Annotated in this window: 13 protein-coding genes and 1 tRNA gene; 8 read left to right on the top strand and 6 right to left on the bottom strand. The window is 37.7% G+C overall.

Features of this window, described 5'->3' with window-relative positions; translation table 11 throughout:
- Positions 1–786: 786 nt before the first annotated feature.
- From DUT70_RS18730 to DUT70_RS18715, 4 genes are all read right to left on the bottom strand, one after another.
- Positions 787–3,939: an ABC transporter permease/M1 family aminopeptidase gene (locus tag DUT70_RS18730; RefSeq protein WP_113648904.1), complete on the bottom strand. Its 3,153-nt coding sequence runs from the start codon at positions 3,937–3,939 to the stop codon at positions 787–789.
- Positions 3,936–4,817, bottom strand: coding sequence for an ABC transporter ATP-binding protein (locus DUT70_RS18725; protein ID WP_113648903.1), 882 nt, complete (start codon positions 4,815–4,817; stop codon positions 3,936–3,938). The genes DUT70_RS18730 and DUT70_RS18725 overlap by 4 nt, the downstream gene beginning before the upstream one ends.
- A 73-nt stretch (positions 4,818–4,890) precedes the next feature.
- Entirely contained in the window at positions 4,891–5,097 is a 207-nt protein-coding gene (locus tag DUT70_RS18720; protein ID WP_113648902.1) for a helix-turn-helix domain-containing protein, read from the bottom strand.
- 4 nt (positions 5,098–5,101) lie between these two features.
- Positions 5,102–5,617, bottom strand: coding sequence for a DUF2975 domain-containing protein (locus tag DUT70_RS18715; protein WP_113648901.1), 516 nt, complete (start codon positions 5,615–5,617; stop codon positions 5,102–5,104).
- 195 nt (positions 5,618–5,812) lie between these two features.
- Between DUT70_RS18715 and DUT70_RS18710 the strand changes: the two genes are divergently transcribed.
- The 5 genes from DUT70_RS18710 to DUT70_RS18690 all read left to right on the top strand — a co-directional run bounded on the left by DUT70_RS18710 (position 5,813) and on the right by DUT70_RS18690 (position 10,467).
- Entirely contained in the window at positions 5,813–6,400 is a 588-nt protein-coding gene (locus DUT70_RS18710; protein ID WP_128353398.1) for a hypothetical protein, read from the top strand.
- A 63-nt stretch (positions 6,401–6,463) separates the two neighbouring features.
- Positions 6,464–6,817: a DUF2200 domain-containing protein gene (locus tag DUT70_RS18705; protein ID WP_113648899.1), complete on the top strand. Its 354-nt coding sequence runs from the start codon at positions 6,464–6,466 to the stop codon at positions 6,815–6,817.
- A gap of 31 nt (positions 6,818–6,848) precedes the next feature.
- A complete protein-coding gene (locus tag DUT70_RS18700; RefSeq protein WP_205529839.1) occupies positions 6,849–7,649 on the top strand; it encodes a helix-turn-helix domain-containing protein in 801 nt (266 codons plus the stop codon).
- Between the two features lie 72 nt (positions 7,650–7,721).
- Positions 7,722–9,125, top strand: coding sequence for a S41 family peptidase (locus tag DUT70_RS18695; protein ID WP_113648897.1), 1,404 nt, complete (start codon positions 7,722–7,724; stop codon positions 9,123–9,125).
- A gap of 289 nt (positions 9,126–9,414) precedes the next feature.
- Positions 9,415–10,467, top strand: a complete 1,053-nt coding sequence (locus DUT70_RS18690) for an acyltransferase family protein (RefSeq protein ID WP_113648896.1) — start codon at positions 9,415–9,417, stop codon at positions 10,465–10,467.
- Positions 10,468–10,505: 38 nt separating this feature from the next.
- On the opposite strand, the gene DUT70_RS18685 is transcribed toward DUT70_RS18690, so the two are convergent.
- Positions 10,506–10,775, bottom strand: a complete 270-nt coding sequence (locus DUT70_RS18685) for a TFIIB-type zinc ribbon-containing protein (protein WP_113648895.1) — start codon at positions 10,773–10,775, stop codon at positions 10,506–10,508.
- Between the two features lie 169 nt (positions 10,776–10,944).
- Here DUT70_RS18685 and DUT70_RS18680 point away from each other — a divergent pair, with 169 nt between their 5' ends.
- On the top strand, positions 10,945–11,949 hold the full coding sequence (locus tag DUT70_RS18680; RefSeq protein WP_113648894.1) for a S1 family peptidase: 1,005 nt from the start codon (positions 10,945–10,947) through the stop codon (positions 11,947–11,949).
- Positions 11,950–12,106: 157 nt separating this feature from the next.
- Here the strand turns inward: DUT70_RS18680 and DUT70_RS18675 are convergent.
- Positions 12,107–12,183: transfer RNA gene (locus DUT70_RS18675), tRNA-Met, on the bottom strand.
- A gap of 239 nt (positions 12,184–12,422) precedes the next feature.
- Between DUT70_RS18675 and DUT70_RS18670 the strand changes: the two genes are divergently transcribed.
- Both DUT70_RS18670 and DUT70_RS18665 read left to right on the top strand, forming a co-directional pair.
- Positions 12,423–12,803, top strand: coding sequence for an START-like domain-containing protein (locus tag DUT70_RS18670; protein ID WP_113648893.1), 381 nt, complete (start codon positions 12,423–12,425; stop codon positions 12,801–12,803).
- A gap of 91 nt (positions 12,804–12,894) precedes the next feature.
- A complete protein-coding gene (locus DUT70_RS18665; protein ID WP_113648892.1) occupies positions 12,895–14,340 on the top strand; it encodes an LptF/LptG family permease in 1,446 nt (481 codons plus the stop codon).
- Positions 14,341–14,424: the final 84 nt, after the last annotated feature.

Here is a 14,424-nt window from a genome sequence, read left to right as displayed (position 1 = left end):
TACTTTGCAAATTTACTCACTCCGTCATTGCGAGGAGGCACGACGAAGCAATCTCTTGCTTATTTTCTTTTATACATGGCTTAGTGGGAAGCCACTTTAATTAACCACATAGCTACCTGCTATAATAATTCCCTATGTGTCTATGTGGTTATATTTTCTTGATAGCTACTATTTTTATAAGCTACCTATTAACCACCTAGACATATAGCTGCTTGTCGATGAAGGCTTATCCAAAGATCTCTCCATAAAGTCGAGATGACGGAACCCGACCTAAGCTGCAAAATTTGACAATTCTGTATCACCACCTCGTCATCTCGACCAAAGCGGATAGCTCTTTGTACTTTGCAAATTTACTCACTCCGTCATTGCGAGGAGGCACGACGAAGCAATCTCTTGCTTATTTTCTTTTATACATGGCTTAGTGGGAAGCCACTTTAATTAACCACATAGCTACCTGCTATAATAATTCCCTATGTGTCTATGTGGTTATATTTTCTTGATAGCTACTATTTTTATAAGCTACCTATTAACCACCTAGACATATAGCTGCTTGTCGATGAAGGCTTATCCAAAGATCTCTCCATAAAGTCGAGATGACGGAACCCGACCTAAGCTGTAAAATTTGACAATCCTGCATCACCACCCCGTCATCTCGACCGTAGTGGAGAGATCTTTATACTTTGCAAATATTTATTAGTCTCGGCACCTCCTTCTGGTCGGTGTTATCACCGACCAGTTAAAGTTGGTGGTATGGTGATAACACCAACCACAGGTTAAAATGAAATACTACCTGAACAATTGCTCTATTTCTTTTTTCCGTTCAGGAATTACTTTGTAAAACTCGGCAAGTAAATCTAAACTGGTCGGCTTTTTAGGATATACATTGTGTTCCAGGAAATTTCGCAGCGCAAGATTTACTTTCTCCTCACCAATCAATTCACTCAGTTTTACCATAACCACTGCTCCTTTAGAATAGGAAATATGCGTGTTGTCGGGAGTTACTTTGTATAGCGGCTGATTCTCCGAAAAGCCTTTTTCCGAATCATAAATTTGCTGGTGTATCTTCACTCTTTCAAGCATTTTACTTTTACCATGCATTTTTTGATAGAGCATCATCTCCGTGTACATCGCCATCGTTTCCGTAAGCATCGCCGCACCCTCTCTATTGTCGGGATTAATACCACTATTGCCCCACCACAAATGCGAAAGTTCGTGTCCAGCAAGCTCATTAATCACATCCTGTTGCTTATCTGCGTGAATGTTGGCGTGAAATATCATGTCTTCGGGCATAAAAATGGCAGACGGATAAGCAGTTGCGGCAAAACCTCTGGTAAAAGAAGATATTTCTGCAAAATTGATGCTCTTGAAAGGATATTTTCCAAAGTTACGAATGCAGTAATCTAAGGTAAGCTGAGCATTTTTAAGTAAATGCGCTACATTTTCATAATGATTAGGATGATAAAACACATTAATGGCAATACCTTGGTAACTAGCCGACTGTTTTTGATACACTGCCGATGAAAGTCCAAAACGAAACGGAATGCTATTGGCCTGATATTGAAAGTAATTCCTGCCATCGCTTTGCCATTGCTTTTGCAAATCGCCAGTACCAATGGCCGTTTGACTGGCTTCGGTAGAAATTGTCATCTTCAAGTTAATGAAATCGTTGCGGTAAACAGCAGCTTCCGTTACTTTCTTAATGGGACTTGCCTTGCCTAAGCCAAATGTTGCCCGTTCCTTGTCGTCCTGCAACTCGTAATCAGCTTGGTAGCCAATGCTAGGGAAATACCTGCTGATCCGTAGGAAAGTGCCGTTTTCAATGATACTGTTAAAAGACTGATGTCCATTTGAAGGAAACCATTGATAGGTCACTTTAAAAGTCAACACCGCATTTTGATGAGGTTGCAAGGCTTGTGGGAGCTGAATTGCTGAGATGTTTTGGTCAAGCTTTAAAGTGTTGCTACCTACTTTTAATTGCGCTGCTTCTAATTTTAAATCGGGATGGAAGTGAAGTAAAATGCTTTTGATGGCTTTGTCGTTCAGGTTTTCCAGTTGGTAACTTCCCTCAATGGTATAGGATTGCTTGGAAGGAAATAAATGGATATTGGTTTGTACTGAGGTAATGGTGGGCTGAGGGAGTTGCGCAAATTTCTTGTACTGCTTTTCATATAGAGCCGCAAATTGCTGTGCTGCCCATTTTTCTTTTGGCTGATAACCTTTTAGGAAAGCTTTTCCAGAGAAAAATCCAATCGTTAACAACACTATCCCATAACAAAGGCTCGTGAAACGTAGCTTTCGATTCCCAAGTGATGTAAAAAACAGAATAATTAGCAGGAGCATACAGGCACCAAAAGTTAACCTTAAGGCGAAAGAACCAACATAAGGACCAAAGCCATTAAAATCGCTAAACTCACCTTTAAAATCGGAGAAGATTCGCAACAGAGGATTGGAGAGCAGTTTTTTCGAAATAGGAGGGAAAGCCAACAACAATGCTAAAATAGAAAGCCCTAAAGCCAAAAACTTATTCCTGCTGATTTGGTTAAGCCCTATCAATAAACCCGCAAACAATATTAAAGGGAAGGTGCAAAATAGAAATACACTCAAATAGGCTTCCCAGTCGATATGGAAATAGGCATACATCCATTGAAACACCAAGCCTTCTATAATGAGTAATGCCGAAAAAAATAAAAGTAGAACAGCCATCGCAAAGAAATGCCCTTTTGCTTTGGCATTGGAAAAATAAGTGCTGTTTTCGATGAGAGAAAATCTCGAAGCATGGCTTCTCCAAAAAACATCATTCACAAAATACACCAAAATAAGCATGCCTATTAAGTGGAAGTTTTGCATAATGGTAGTAGCCATTAACCCCGCACTGGCATATTTCTGTGGAATACGGATGCCTTTCTCAATTTCGGCATACATTTCCATCCCACAATTAAAAAGCAATAAGATCGAAATGGCAATAATGCTGATGCTTTTAAACAAATAAGTGCAATCCTTTTTGGCAAACGATAGGATAGATTTTAAGCTTTGCGGTAAATCAAAATAGTTGTTGGCACTAGTCAGTTGGATAGTATTAATGGCCGAAGCGGTATTTTTATGCTTGCTACTTTTTCTTTTGCCCGACACGGGAGAAAAGGAGAAAGAAAAATAGCTGAGCATTAAAAACAGCACCGAAAGTAGCGTGAAGATGAAATGATTCAACATCACATATTCGCCAAATGGAACCGATATGGTGTTTCTTTGAGCTGGACTAAAATCTCTACTTTCAAAAAAATAAGCCGAAAGACCAAAGGGATCTAAAATAGCTGATATTTTTTGCGCAGCGATGGATTGAGGAAGTGCTCCTGCCATAAAAGGGGAGTTGGAAAATAACAACGACACCATGTAAATGACATAGAGCAGTAAACCGCCTACAATAACCAATAATTTTTTACGGGTAGCAAAAGCAAGCAAAAACAATACACTACAAACCAATAAGGAATTAAAAAGGCCGAAGGTTAACAATGGCAATAAATAGTGCATTAAATGAAAACCAGCTTTCATTTCTGTTCCCGTTCTCATTTGCTGACCAATGGTAAAGCCAATCATCATGACAGCAAAGCAGCTGAAGGTGAGGACGAAGAAAGCCAAAAATCTCCCTTTTAAATAAGTAAGTTTTGAAACAGGTAAAGCGAAAATAATCGCATCTGAACTGGAATCGAATTCCTTAAACAGCAGTTGGTTGGCAATTACCGTGGCAATGAAAATAATGGAAAGGCTAAGCAGTCCAGTCATAAAACCAATAGTGTATGGCGAGTTGAGGTAAACTCCTTCTCCAACGGTAAGGTTAAATTGCGATCCTGTAAAAACACCGAAGACTAATAAGACCAAAATAACCAGCACATTGGCTAGTCTTTTCCTGATTTGTCTAAAATCAAAGTTGAAAAATGGGTTCATGATACCAATGTTTTAGCGTGTAGACAATGGAAATAAACGTGCTCAAGGCTAGGCTTAATGACTTCGAAACCATTAATAGCTGTATTAGAGAAAACGGTAATGTGCATTTCCTTTTCAATCAACTGGTGGCTAATGATTTCATATTGCGATTGATAGTTGACTAACTCATTCTTGTCAATTTTCTTGCTCCAAATTTTTCCTTGAAGCTGAACCAGCATTTCCTTTGGTTTGCCTTTTTGCAAAATCTCTCCTTGGTCCATAATGGCCATTTCACTGCAGAGATTTCTTACATCCTCCACCAAATGGGTCGATAGTACCACAATGACTTCTTCACTGATTTCGCTCAGCAAAGTATTAAAGCGATTACGCTCCTCAGGGTCTAACCCAGCAGTAGGCTCATCCACAATAATAATTTTAGGATTGCCCAAAAGTGCTTGTGCCACACCAAAGCGCTGTTTCATGCCGCCTGAAAAAGTATGCACTTCCTTTTTGCTGAACTCCTGAAGGTTTACTTTCTCCAGTAGGTTTAAAATTTGGTTTTTACTTTGCGAAGCATCTTTAATACCCTTAAGTATGGCAATATGATGGAGGAGATCATAGGCATTAACCTTTGGATATACCCCAAAATCCTGCGGAAGAAAGCCCAGATGTTTCTTGATCTCGAGCGGATTTTTCACCACATCAATTCCGTTAAACAAAATGTTTCCCGAAGTAGGCTTTTGTAAGGTGGTAATGGTTTTCATTAAGGACGATTTACCTGCGCCATTACGGCCCAGCAGTCCAAACATGCCGTTGCCAATTTCCAGATTGACATTGCGGAGGGCCTGATGCTGATTGGCATACACCAAGTTTAAGTTTTGAATGACAAGTGTGTTCATTTTTAAAAATTTTAGGCAATAAAAGGTCAGGCAACGCTTTCCGTTGCTTTAAAAAATGGATATGTTTTTTTGTTTATTTCTCGGTGTACTCCAGGATATCGCCAGGTTGGCAATCCAATATTTTACAAATGGCTTCCAGCGTGTCGAAGCGGATACCTTTGGCTTTTCCTGTTTTTAAAATAGAAAGGTTAACAGGTGTAATTCCTAGTTTTTCTGCCAATTCCTTGCTCTGCATTTTTCGCTTGGCCAGCATCACATCTAAGTTGACTATTATTGGCATATCGTTAAATAAATAAGTCCTGTTCCTTTTGTAAGTTTACGCCTTGGGAGAAAATTCCCGCAAGGAAAAATGCGAAAATACCTAGAAAGAAATGGATAAGCACCAAACCCCAAATGATACTTTCCACAGGAATAAAGAAAGAAGCAAGTAAGGAAATAGGTAACGGCACAAAAATGTTAAGCATATAAAATCTTTTAAGCGCTACAATGTTTTCCTTGGTGAACAGCTTGGGCTGTAAAAATACTTTGAAAACGCTTGCCGACATTAGAAAGAAAAGGCCGTAAAGTGATAAAGGCAGCGCAAAGGCGACGATGATATAAGTTAGGTTATAGTCTACAATCATAAACGGTTGCTCGGTGAATGGAAAAAACACACGTAAGAACTTTCCATTGTCAAATGTTTGGGAACCTATGCCTGTTACAATGCAAAAGAGTGAATAAATCACAGAACCTAAATAACCTGTAGCAAGTACTAGACTGATATAATATAAAATCTTGGCGATGAATTTGGTTTGTTGCATAAAATCGCTATTTAAATAATCAATGCAAAACTATAATTAATTATCGTAAAACAATAATTAATTGTTGTATTTTTTTATTTATGCATCTGCGGACCTATTCTTTGAGATTAGATTATTATCCTTAAATTGTAGCGTATAGAGCGATGTAGCTTTTGGTGTATGAACAATTTTAGTACCTCACTTGTAATTTTAGAAATGAAGAACTTCCAAAATATCACAGGCAGCGTGTTTAAAACGCTGATTTTTTTGCTGATGTTAAGCAGTCAATCTGCCTTTGCGCAAATTGTTCATACTGATTCCATCGAAATTCATAAAGGATGGAAGGATAAGAATGGGGAAAACAAGCTTGTTGTGAATGTAAATGCGCTGTGTAATCCCGATAAACCTCCATTTGATGGGCATAAAACGAAGATAGTTGCTTCCTTAAAGAACAAGAAATTTAATCAGACCATCGTCTTTGATGATAAAAACTATCAAATGGAGATGATTTTGTTTAGAGAAAAGGATATCTGGTTTACTGAATATCATGGAACCAAAGCAGTTTTCATTCCTTTCTCTTATTGCGGTAACGCAGATAATGATGTCAAAGCATCGTTTATCATTTTTTATGAGGATAAAAAGCATCTTTATCACCTGAAGTTTTATTGTGACGATGCGGGAGATTGTAAGCTTAATGAAAAAGATCTCCACTTAAAATTAAAAGCGCTCCCTAAAGAATTAAAGGATAATTTGATCAAAAAGCTAAAAACTAACTATACTAAGGGAAGTCAGTTTTGGGGGTAATTTGATACGTTACGTTTCATTATCATTCTTAAATTGTAGTTTTGAAAACCAAGAGTAACCTATATGAATCCGAACAATACCAGAGTTTATCGCATGTCGTTTGCCAGTGTTTATCCGCATTACCTTGCTAAGGCAGAAAAAAAAGGACGCACTAAGGCAGAAGTAGATGAAATTATATTTTGGCTCACAGGTTATAATGCCGAAACCTTACAGCAGCATATCGACAATAAAACAGATTTCGAAAACTTTTTTGCACAGGCGCAGCTTCATCCCAACGTTTCTAAAATTACAGGCGTAATTTGCGGTTACCGTGTGGAGGATATCGAAGATAAATTAATGCAACAAGTACGTTATTTGGATAAACTGATTGATGAATTGGCCAAAGGCAAGGCCATGGAAAAGATTTTAAGGAAGTAACCTTCGATAACAGTCAGCGGAAAAGATGGAGATGGAATTTTATAGGCCCTTGCATAAGGACTTAAGCAAATTTATTGAAGGCTATTACTTTATTTCTCCTGGACAAAATCCAAAACCATTGCATTATTGGACATTCCCTAACAATTTCTTTATTGTTTCGGTAAGTAAGGATACTGAAATTGAAATGCAGGAAAGTAAGTTTGTAATCAAACCTTCCTCACAACCCAATATTATTGCCAACTACGTGGCACGCTACACTGCTCCAATTGAGATCCTTTGCGAGGGCGCTGTGAATGAAATCACCATTTACTTCAAACCTTTAGGCATTAATCGTTTCGTTGATGATTCGCAAGCGCTTTTAAAACAAAAGAGTGCAAAGGATTTTAATCCATTTGTCGATTTCCTTTCAAGCATGCAGCAGCTATTTGAAGAGCGGGACAGAAACCTTCAACGGGAGCAACTAGAACAGTACTGGCTTTCGAAACTAAACTCAAACGAGCTTGGTTTGATGGAAAGCATTTTAGCAGATGTGGAAGCAGACCTTAAGATTGATGATATTGCGCAAAACAGGAACTTTTCAAGACAATACCTCAATAAAGTCTTTACTAAAAATATAGGAAAACCTGCCGCTGAATATCGGAAAATACACCGCTTTAGAAAGACGGTCATTAATCAGCGAGAGGCTAAAAACCTAACGGAACTCTCTTACGATAGTTTGTTTTACGACCAATCTCATTTGGTTAAAGATTTTAAACAACTTACCCATGTTAATCCTTATGCCTTCTTCAAAAAGGTAGATACCCAACAGGGCAACCTTTGGCTTTTCATTTAGTGGTTTACATTTTTACTATTTTGATGGTAGGGCATAAATTACCTTTGTCGCTTCACAAATAGGTCATCAAACATGAAAAAACTACTTTATCTACTTACCTTAATCTTTCCTTTATCAATAGCTGCACAGCAAGCCAACTGCCCTTGCGAACAAGTTTTAAGTCAACTCATTAAAAAGGTTGAAACCGAATATCCAGGCTTTTCCGCAAAAACCAAAGAGACTTTTTTGTACAATGGCTTCAAGGAAAATTTAGCCAAGCAAGCCAAACAAGCAGATAGTTTAAATTGCCAGAAGTTGTTGAAACAATATACCGATTTCTTTAAAGACCCACATTTATGGGTAGGTGCTAATGGCGCACCTTTTTCTAATGGCATAACAGGTTCAGTAGAAAGCGTGAACATTGATATCCAAGATTTCCAAAAACAGGTAAGCAAAACAAAAGACAGTTTGGAAGGTATTTGGTCTACGGATGGCTATCGTATTGGGGTTAAAAAGGTAGGTAAAGACGAATACGTAGGTTTCATTATTGAAGCAGAATCTGCCCAATGGAAACCTAAGGAAATCAAATTCAAATTATTCGCCAATGGTACCTTTGAATATGCCTTACGAGATAAATCCTTAAAAACAGGAAATTACACTTTGTACAAAGAAGGTGTGCTGTTTTTAAGTGAAGTAAGCGTGGCACTGGTAAAGCAAAGTCCACAATCCACAACAAGTAAACAAGCAGTAGCCCATCGGTTAAATGAGTTGGAAGGCTTCTACTTTAAAAAACTAACAGCTAAAACAGTCCTTCTTAAATTGCCGAGTTTTGAGTATCAGTACTTGAAACAAATCACGCAGTTAATTGAAGATAATAAAGCAGGGCTTGAAAATACCGAAAATCTGATTGTTGATCTTAGGGGCAATCCAGGGGGAACTACAGATGCTTATCAGAAATTGTTGCCTTATATCATGGGGAAATCTATCAGAAATACTGGTGCCGAGTTTTTAGCAACGCAAACCTACATTAACAATTTGGAAGCGTACAAAAAAACGCTTGATAAAAATGCACCTACCGCCAATATAGATAAGAACATCGCAGCCTTAAAAGCAAACTTGGGACAGTTTGTTAATTTTAATGATGCAGGTCAGCCAGTTTATATAGAAAAAGTAGAAGTGGCACCAAAAAGCCCTAAACATATCGTAATCCTTGCCAATAAAGGTTCAGGTAGCTCGGCAGAATACTTTTTATTTGTTGTCAAACAAAGCAAAAAAGTTAAAATTTTAGGTATCCCAAGTTATGGCGCTCTGGATTATGGTAATGCTTATTTGGTTGATTTTGGTTGTCCTGGTTACCAAGTATTGATGCCAACCTATAGAGCGTTGCGTTTGCCAGATTATCCGATAGATAATATCGGTATACAGCCTGATGTTTATATGGATAAATCGGTGAAAGATTGGGTAGCATTTGCGGTGAAATATTTGGAAGAGGAGTAATTAAAATAGGGAGGTTGGCTTGCTAGCTGCCTTCCTTCAAATTCCTAAAAGAAAGGTACAAAGAAACAGCGTGGTGCTTATTCTTTTTATTTCAAACAAGTGGATCGAATCGGTTGTTTATTTTTCGTCAATAAGATGCTTGTGGTAGTAGCCTACTTTCAAGAAAGAGGAAAAATTAAATTACGAATCAGAGAGCCCTTAACGCCTAAATCTAAATCATCGCTCATCCACCTATTATGCTCTATCTGTGTAAAACATAACTAGATTTACGCGATTACCATTGGGCCTAATGTTAAGATTAGATGCCTTGATGATGGATACAATACGTTCACTAGAGAGAAAAGATTTTAAGGGAGTTGATTTGACCAAGTTCGTCTTGGCTATTTTGGTAGTTGCTGGACATACCCATCCATTTAAAGAGATTACCAATCCAATTTTCGTTCATTTATGGGAAAGGCTATTGCTTTTGGTGGTACCTTATTTCTTTATTGCTGCAGGTTTTTTTCTGTTTCCAAAAGTATATTCAAGCCCTGATAAAACAAGTAGGTTGCAGACACTTTGGCTGTACCTCAAAAGAATTATTAGTCTGTATATTTATTGGACCATTATCTTTTTACCTCTTACCCTTTGGTACTTTTCTCATGATAACCTGATTATAGAAAAAGATGTTGTACTCTTTATTAGAGGCACTTTTTTCTTCGGCGAGAACTTTTATTCATGGCCGCTTTGGTTTTTGTTGTCCATGATTTATTCCTTAACGTTCATCAGTCTTTTGATGTTTATCAACCTGAGAGTAAGAACCATATTCTACATTTCCATCCTGATTTTTGCTGTTGCCATGATTTTTAACTATTTGGTGGCAGGGGAGAGCCGAAATGAGTTTTTGCTAATGTTGGGTAAAATCATCAAATACCTGTTCTTAACAGGAAGATTGTTTACAGGCATGTTTTATTTGATGATTGGTGGGCTAATTGCCATGAATCAAATACGGATATCAAAACTTGCCATGGTGTTGATGGTACTTATTGCGCTCACCTTCCAGTTTGTTGAAATTGAAATCATCTCGCCTTTCTTATTTTCGCTACTGCCCATTACGCTGTTCTGTTTAACGGTAGATTTGAAGTTGGAAGGCATAAAAAATGGTCTGTTTTTAAGAAAATGTAGTACCGTCATGTATTTTACGCACATGATCATCTTCTTCCTATACACGTTGATATTTAGAACCATTCCTTATTTCGGATGGGATGCCTTTTTAGTTTCTGTAGCCGTGCCGATGATATTAACACCTATCATTATTCGTAACGAAGAGCGGTTCCCATTTTTGAAGCAATTGTTTGGATAATAAAAAAGCCCAATTTATATTGGGCTGATATCTCTTGTTTAGTCGAAATCAAAAAGATCCGAAAGAAACGATTTTTTCTTTTTGGGATATTGTTGATACTTGTGATCGGAAGAATAGCTGTCGCGGTGCTCTTTTGGGTAATCATTTCTGTTTCTTGGCTCTTGGTAAGGTTGCGAATCCGCTTGTGCTAAAATTTTATCTAGCTCACCACGATCCAACCACACCCCTCTGCAACTTGGACAATAATCGATTTCTACCTGATGGCGTTCAGTAATCAAGAGTGTTTCGTTACAATTTGGACATTTCATAAGCTTACATATTATATTTCTAGTCGTTGACAATATAAGCAACCTTTGAGCCAAACACCTGCAGGCAATTGTAATATTTGCTTTTCAAAAAAGACTTTCAATTAAAGTCGTTTAATATGGATTATATTTGGATAAATCAGATCCTTTTTGAAATAGATTAATTGACTAAATGGCTATACCAACCGATATATTAAAATTTTTTGATAGTTCAAATATGATGCATTCTGGTAATAATGCAATTACCAGAGATGTTAGCGAGTTTTTAGTTTCAATATCCGCAAGCTCGGATGGTCATGGCGACATGGCAGAAATAACTAAGATTTGTGAACGTCTTTTAAATAAGGGTTATCTTTTCAAAGCAGGAAACCCATCAAACAATCCTATAATTGGTGATAGATATTTAGGTATTGGCTTTGATCAAACTATGGCTGATTATGGTTCCTATGATTTTATTGGTTATGGGTTTGTTGCTATTAGAAACCATTTTAAAGAAAGCGTTCGTCCAATTATTGTTAAAACTTTAGGAGGAATTGATAGTATTGGGACATGTTTTCTGGTAGGAAAGGATATGTTAATTACTGCTCGGCATTGTATAGAAGGCATGTCTTCTATTAAAATTCCTGATAATAGCGATGGATATTTGATACCCGAAAATGTATATATCAGTAAGGATTCTCGAATTGATATCGCTGTAATTAAATTGAAAAAGCCAATTGCTTCGGAAATCCCAACTTTCAGATTTGGAGATGCAGATGTTTTAGATGAAATACTAACCATTGGGTATCCTCCAATAGCTGGGTTTGATGCTATTCAGTTCGTTGAGAAAGCAATGATCAATGCCAAGCTGAAAAGTTCGACAGGTGAATTGATTGCAAAGGATAAATCATATTTAGATTCTCAAGATTACTTCCTCATTAATGCAAGGGTTAAAGGTGGAAATAGTGGAGCTCCTGTTATTAATGAATTGGGAGAAGCTGCAGGCATGCTAGTAAATATTCCAACAGATCCAGAGGATTCGACAAAATTAGATGTGCTAGGCTATGGCGTGGCAATACCTAAAGTTACAATAGAAAATTTTCTGGCGGATATTGAAAAAAAATCTCATAACATTATATCTATTAGCCCCGAACTTTTGAAACATGGATTCAAACTTGATAATGCTTTGTTTGAATAATTGAGTTAAAGAATGCTCTAAGTGAAGTGGTCTTGGTGATTGCTCGAAGTTTGAGATTCGCTTAATAATTCCTTATTTAAATTTTTTTGAAGAAACTCTTTAACTAGATTGAATTTTAAAGGAATAAAAAAAGCCCACATTGCTGTGAGCTTTTACCTGGTAGCGGGAACGAGAGTTGAACTCGTGACCTCAGGGTTATGAATCCTGCGCTCTAACCAACTGAGCTACCCCGCCGAAAAATTTCGAGCTGCAAATATAGGATTAAATACAAAAAACAAAGAAAATTATTTAAAAAGGTTTTTTATTTATGCTAGTGTGCTGTTTTTTAGGGTTTTTCTTTTGCTCGCTAAGAATGCATCGCATCTAAAACCAAAGCTCAAGAATAAAAAAATACTTATTTTCCAAAACTTTGCATTTATAAAAGAAAATACTTTTCTTTAGAAAAAATAGGAAAGCAAAAAATAGAAGTAAGGATGTCAGAAAAGAAAAAATTTACATTAGAGTATGCCATAAGGTCATCTCCTCGCATACTATACAGCTTTATTAGTGAACCAAACGGTTTAGCACAATGGTTTGCTGACGATGTAGTTTTTAGAGACCAAACCTATACTTTCACTTGGGATGGAGAAGTGCAGAAAGCTAAACTCATTAGCGTTAAAGAAAATAAGTTAGTGAAGTTTAGATGGTTGGATGACGAGCCTTATTGCTATTTCGAAATGGAAATCGTACAGGATGAGTTAACCAACGACGTGGCCTTAGCCATCACTGATTTTGCTACCGAGGAAACCTTGCAAGAAAGAACGCAAATTTGGGATAACCAAATTACCTATTTGTTGAGTGTATTGGGAGCCTAGTTGCTCAATTAGCAAGTTTTTAGTTAAAACCTAAGCATTAACGCAAGCTAAATTTATTACTTTCTCACTGGCATTGCCTATCTTTGCATCATTGAAAAAGATCCATTTACTGCTAATCAAGGCATTTCTTAGGCCCTTTGCCGTCACATTTTTTATTGTGATGTTTATCTTGTTGATGTTCTTTTTGTTTAAGTACGTCGATGATTTGATAGGCAAGGGTTTCGAATGGTACGTGATTGCCGAGCTGATGATGTATGCTTCTGCATCCAACGTGGCCATGGCATTGCCTTTGGCTATTCTGCTTTCGTCTATCATGACCTTTGGTAACTTGGGGGAAAATTACGAATTGGTGGCCATCAAATCGGCAGGAGTTTCTCTACGAAAAGCCATGCAGCCTCTTTTGGTGCTCATCGTTGGGCTGGCCGTTGCTTCCTTTTTCTTTTCAGATTATATGCTTCCCAAGGCCAACCTCAAATATGGCTCTTTACTGTGGGATGTACGTAATAAAAAACTATCTTTCTTAATTAAACCAGGCGTATTTAACAATAGTATACCAGGATATTCCATGCGTGTAGAACGTAAAGGCGAAGGTGCCATTGATTCGCTCTATGGAATCATGATTTACGACCATAGCAGCAGCAATGGTGTACCGCAAATCATCATGGCCGAGAAAGGCAAGATGTCCAAAACTTCTGACGGGAACTACATGGTGCTAAATTTGATGAATGGTGTTCGTTATCAAGAGGCTGCTTCAAACAATGGTTCGTATAATCCTCGTCAAACCCTCACTCGTATGCGTTTTAAGCAAACAGAAGTGAAGTTTGATTTCAGTAGTTTTAAGGATATGACCCGTACACAGGAGGAGAACTTCAAGAACAATGCGCCTATGTTAAACCGTAAGGAATTATTGCATCGTAGAGATTCCCTGAGTAAAGGTTTGGATAGCGTGACCAAGGCGCTGCAAAAAAGTGCGCAGTATTACTTTAAGCAGAGCAGTTATGTAAAAGGCTACACCAAAATTAAAACACCGCCTAAAGTAATTAAAGGCAGTATCTTAAATATTATTCCAAAAGATCAGCAATCGCAAGCTTTGCAAAGTGCCTACGACCAAGTTGATGCGCTTAAGCAAACGGTGGGTGCGCAATTAACAGAATACGAGTTTAGAACGAAGGAAATTCAAAGGGCCTTAATTGAATACCAACGTAAGTATACCTTGGCGGTTTCCTGTTTGTTGTTGTTCTTTATTGGAGCGCCATTGGGCGCCATCATCCGTAAGGGTGGTTTAGGCTTGCCGGTAGTAATTGCCGTAATTTTCTTCCTGTTCTATCACATCATTTCAACGGTTGCCGAGAAGTCAGCTAAAGAAGGCTCGCTAGATCCAGTATTTGGAATGTGGATGGCGGTGATTATCCTTACCCCAATAGGAGTGTTCCTCACCTATAAAGCAACGGTCGACTCTGCGCTATTTGATGTCGATTATTACAAGCAGTTGGCGTTGGGGCTCTTTAAAAAAAAGAAAAAAAAGGAAGCCCAGTAAGATAGGGAATGGCTTTAATGGTCAAATCAAATGCTTGTAAGAAGCACTAGTTGCCTCATAGCGATTTCTTACTTCATAATGATA

The organism is Pedobacter chitinilyticus, assembly GCF_003313385.1.
In the GTDB taxonomy this organism is placed as follows: Bacteria; Bacteroidota; Bacteroidia; order Sphingobacteriales; family Sphingobacteriaceae; genus Pedobacter; species Pedobacter chitinilyticus.
This window is presented reverse-complemented; position numbering and strand designations above follow the sequence as displayed.

What these genes read in the sequence shown, in the direction of transcription:
- DUT70_RS18685 (WP_113648895.1), bottom strand. Translation starts at nt 10,775, where the DNA reads ATGAAATGTCCAAATTGTAACGAAACACTCTTGATTACTGAACGCCAT.
- DUT70_RS18720 (WP_113648902.1), bottom strand. Translation starts at nt 5,097, where the DNA reads ATGCCAATAATAGTCAACTTAGATGTGATGCTGGCCAAGCGAAAAATG.
- DUT70_RS18725 (WP_113648903.1), bottom strand. Translation starts at nt 4,817, where the DNA reads ATGAACACACTTGTCATTCAAAACTTAAACTTGGTGTATGCCAATCAG.
- DUT70_RS18705 (WP_113648899.1), top strand. Translation starts at nt 6,464, where the DNA reads ATGAATCCGAACAATACCAGAGTTTATCGCATGTCGTTTGCCAGTGTT.
- DUT70_RS18695 (WP_113648897.1), top strand. Translation starts at nt 7,722, where the DNA reads ATGAAAAAACTACTTTATCTACTTACCTTAATCTTTCCTTTATCAATA.
- DUT70_RS18680 (WP_113648894.1), top strand. Translation starts at nt 10,945, where the DNA reads ATGGCTATACCAACCGATATATTAAAATTTTTTGATAGTTCAAATATG.
- DUT70_RS18670 (WP_113648893.1), top strand. Translation starts at nt 12,423, where the DNA reads ATGTCAGAAAAGAAAAAATTTACATTAGAGTATGCCATAAGGTCATCT.
- DUT70_RS18700 (WP_205529839.1), top strand. Translation starts at nt 6,849, where the DNA reads ATGGAATTTTATAGGCCCTTGCATAAGGACTTAAGCAAATTTATTGAA.
- DUT70_RS18710 (WP_128353398.1), top strand. Translation starts at nt 5,813, where the DNA reads ATGAAGAACTTCCAAAATATCACAGGCAGCGTGTTTAAAACGCTGATT.
- DUT70_RS18690 (WP_113648896.1), top strand. Translation starts at nt 9,415, where the DNA reads ATGTTAAGATTAGATGCCTTGATGATGGATACAATACGTTCACTAGAG.
- DUT70_RS18715 (WP_113648901.1), bottom strand. Translation starts at nt 5,617, where the DNA reads ATGCAACAAACCAAATTCATCGCCAAGATTTTATATTATATCAGTCTA.
- DUT70_RS18730 (WP_113648904.1), bottom strand. Translation starts at nt 3,939, where the DNA reads ATGAACCCATTTTTCAACTTTGATTTTAGACAAATCAGGAAAAGACTA.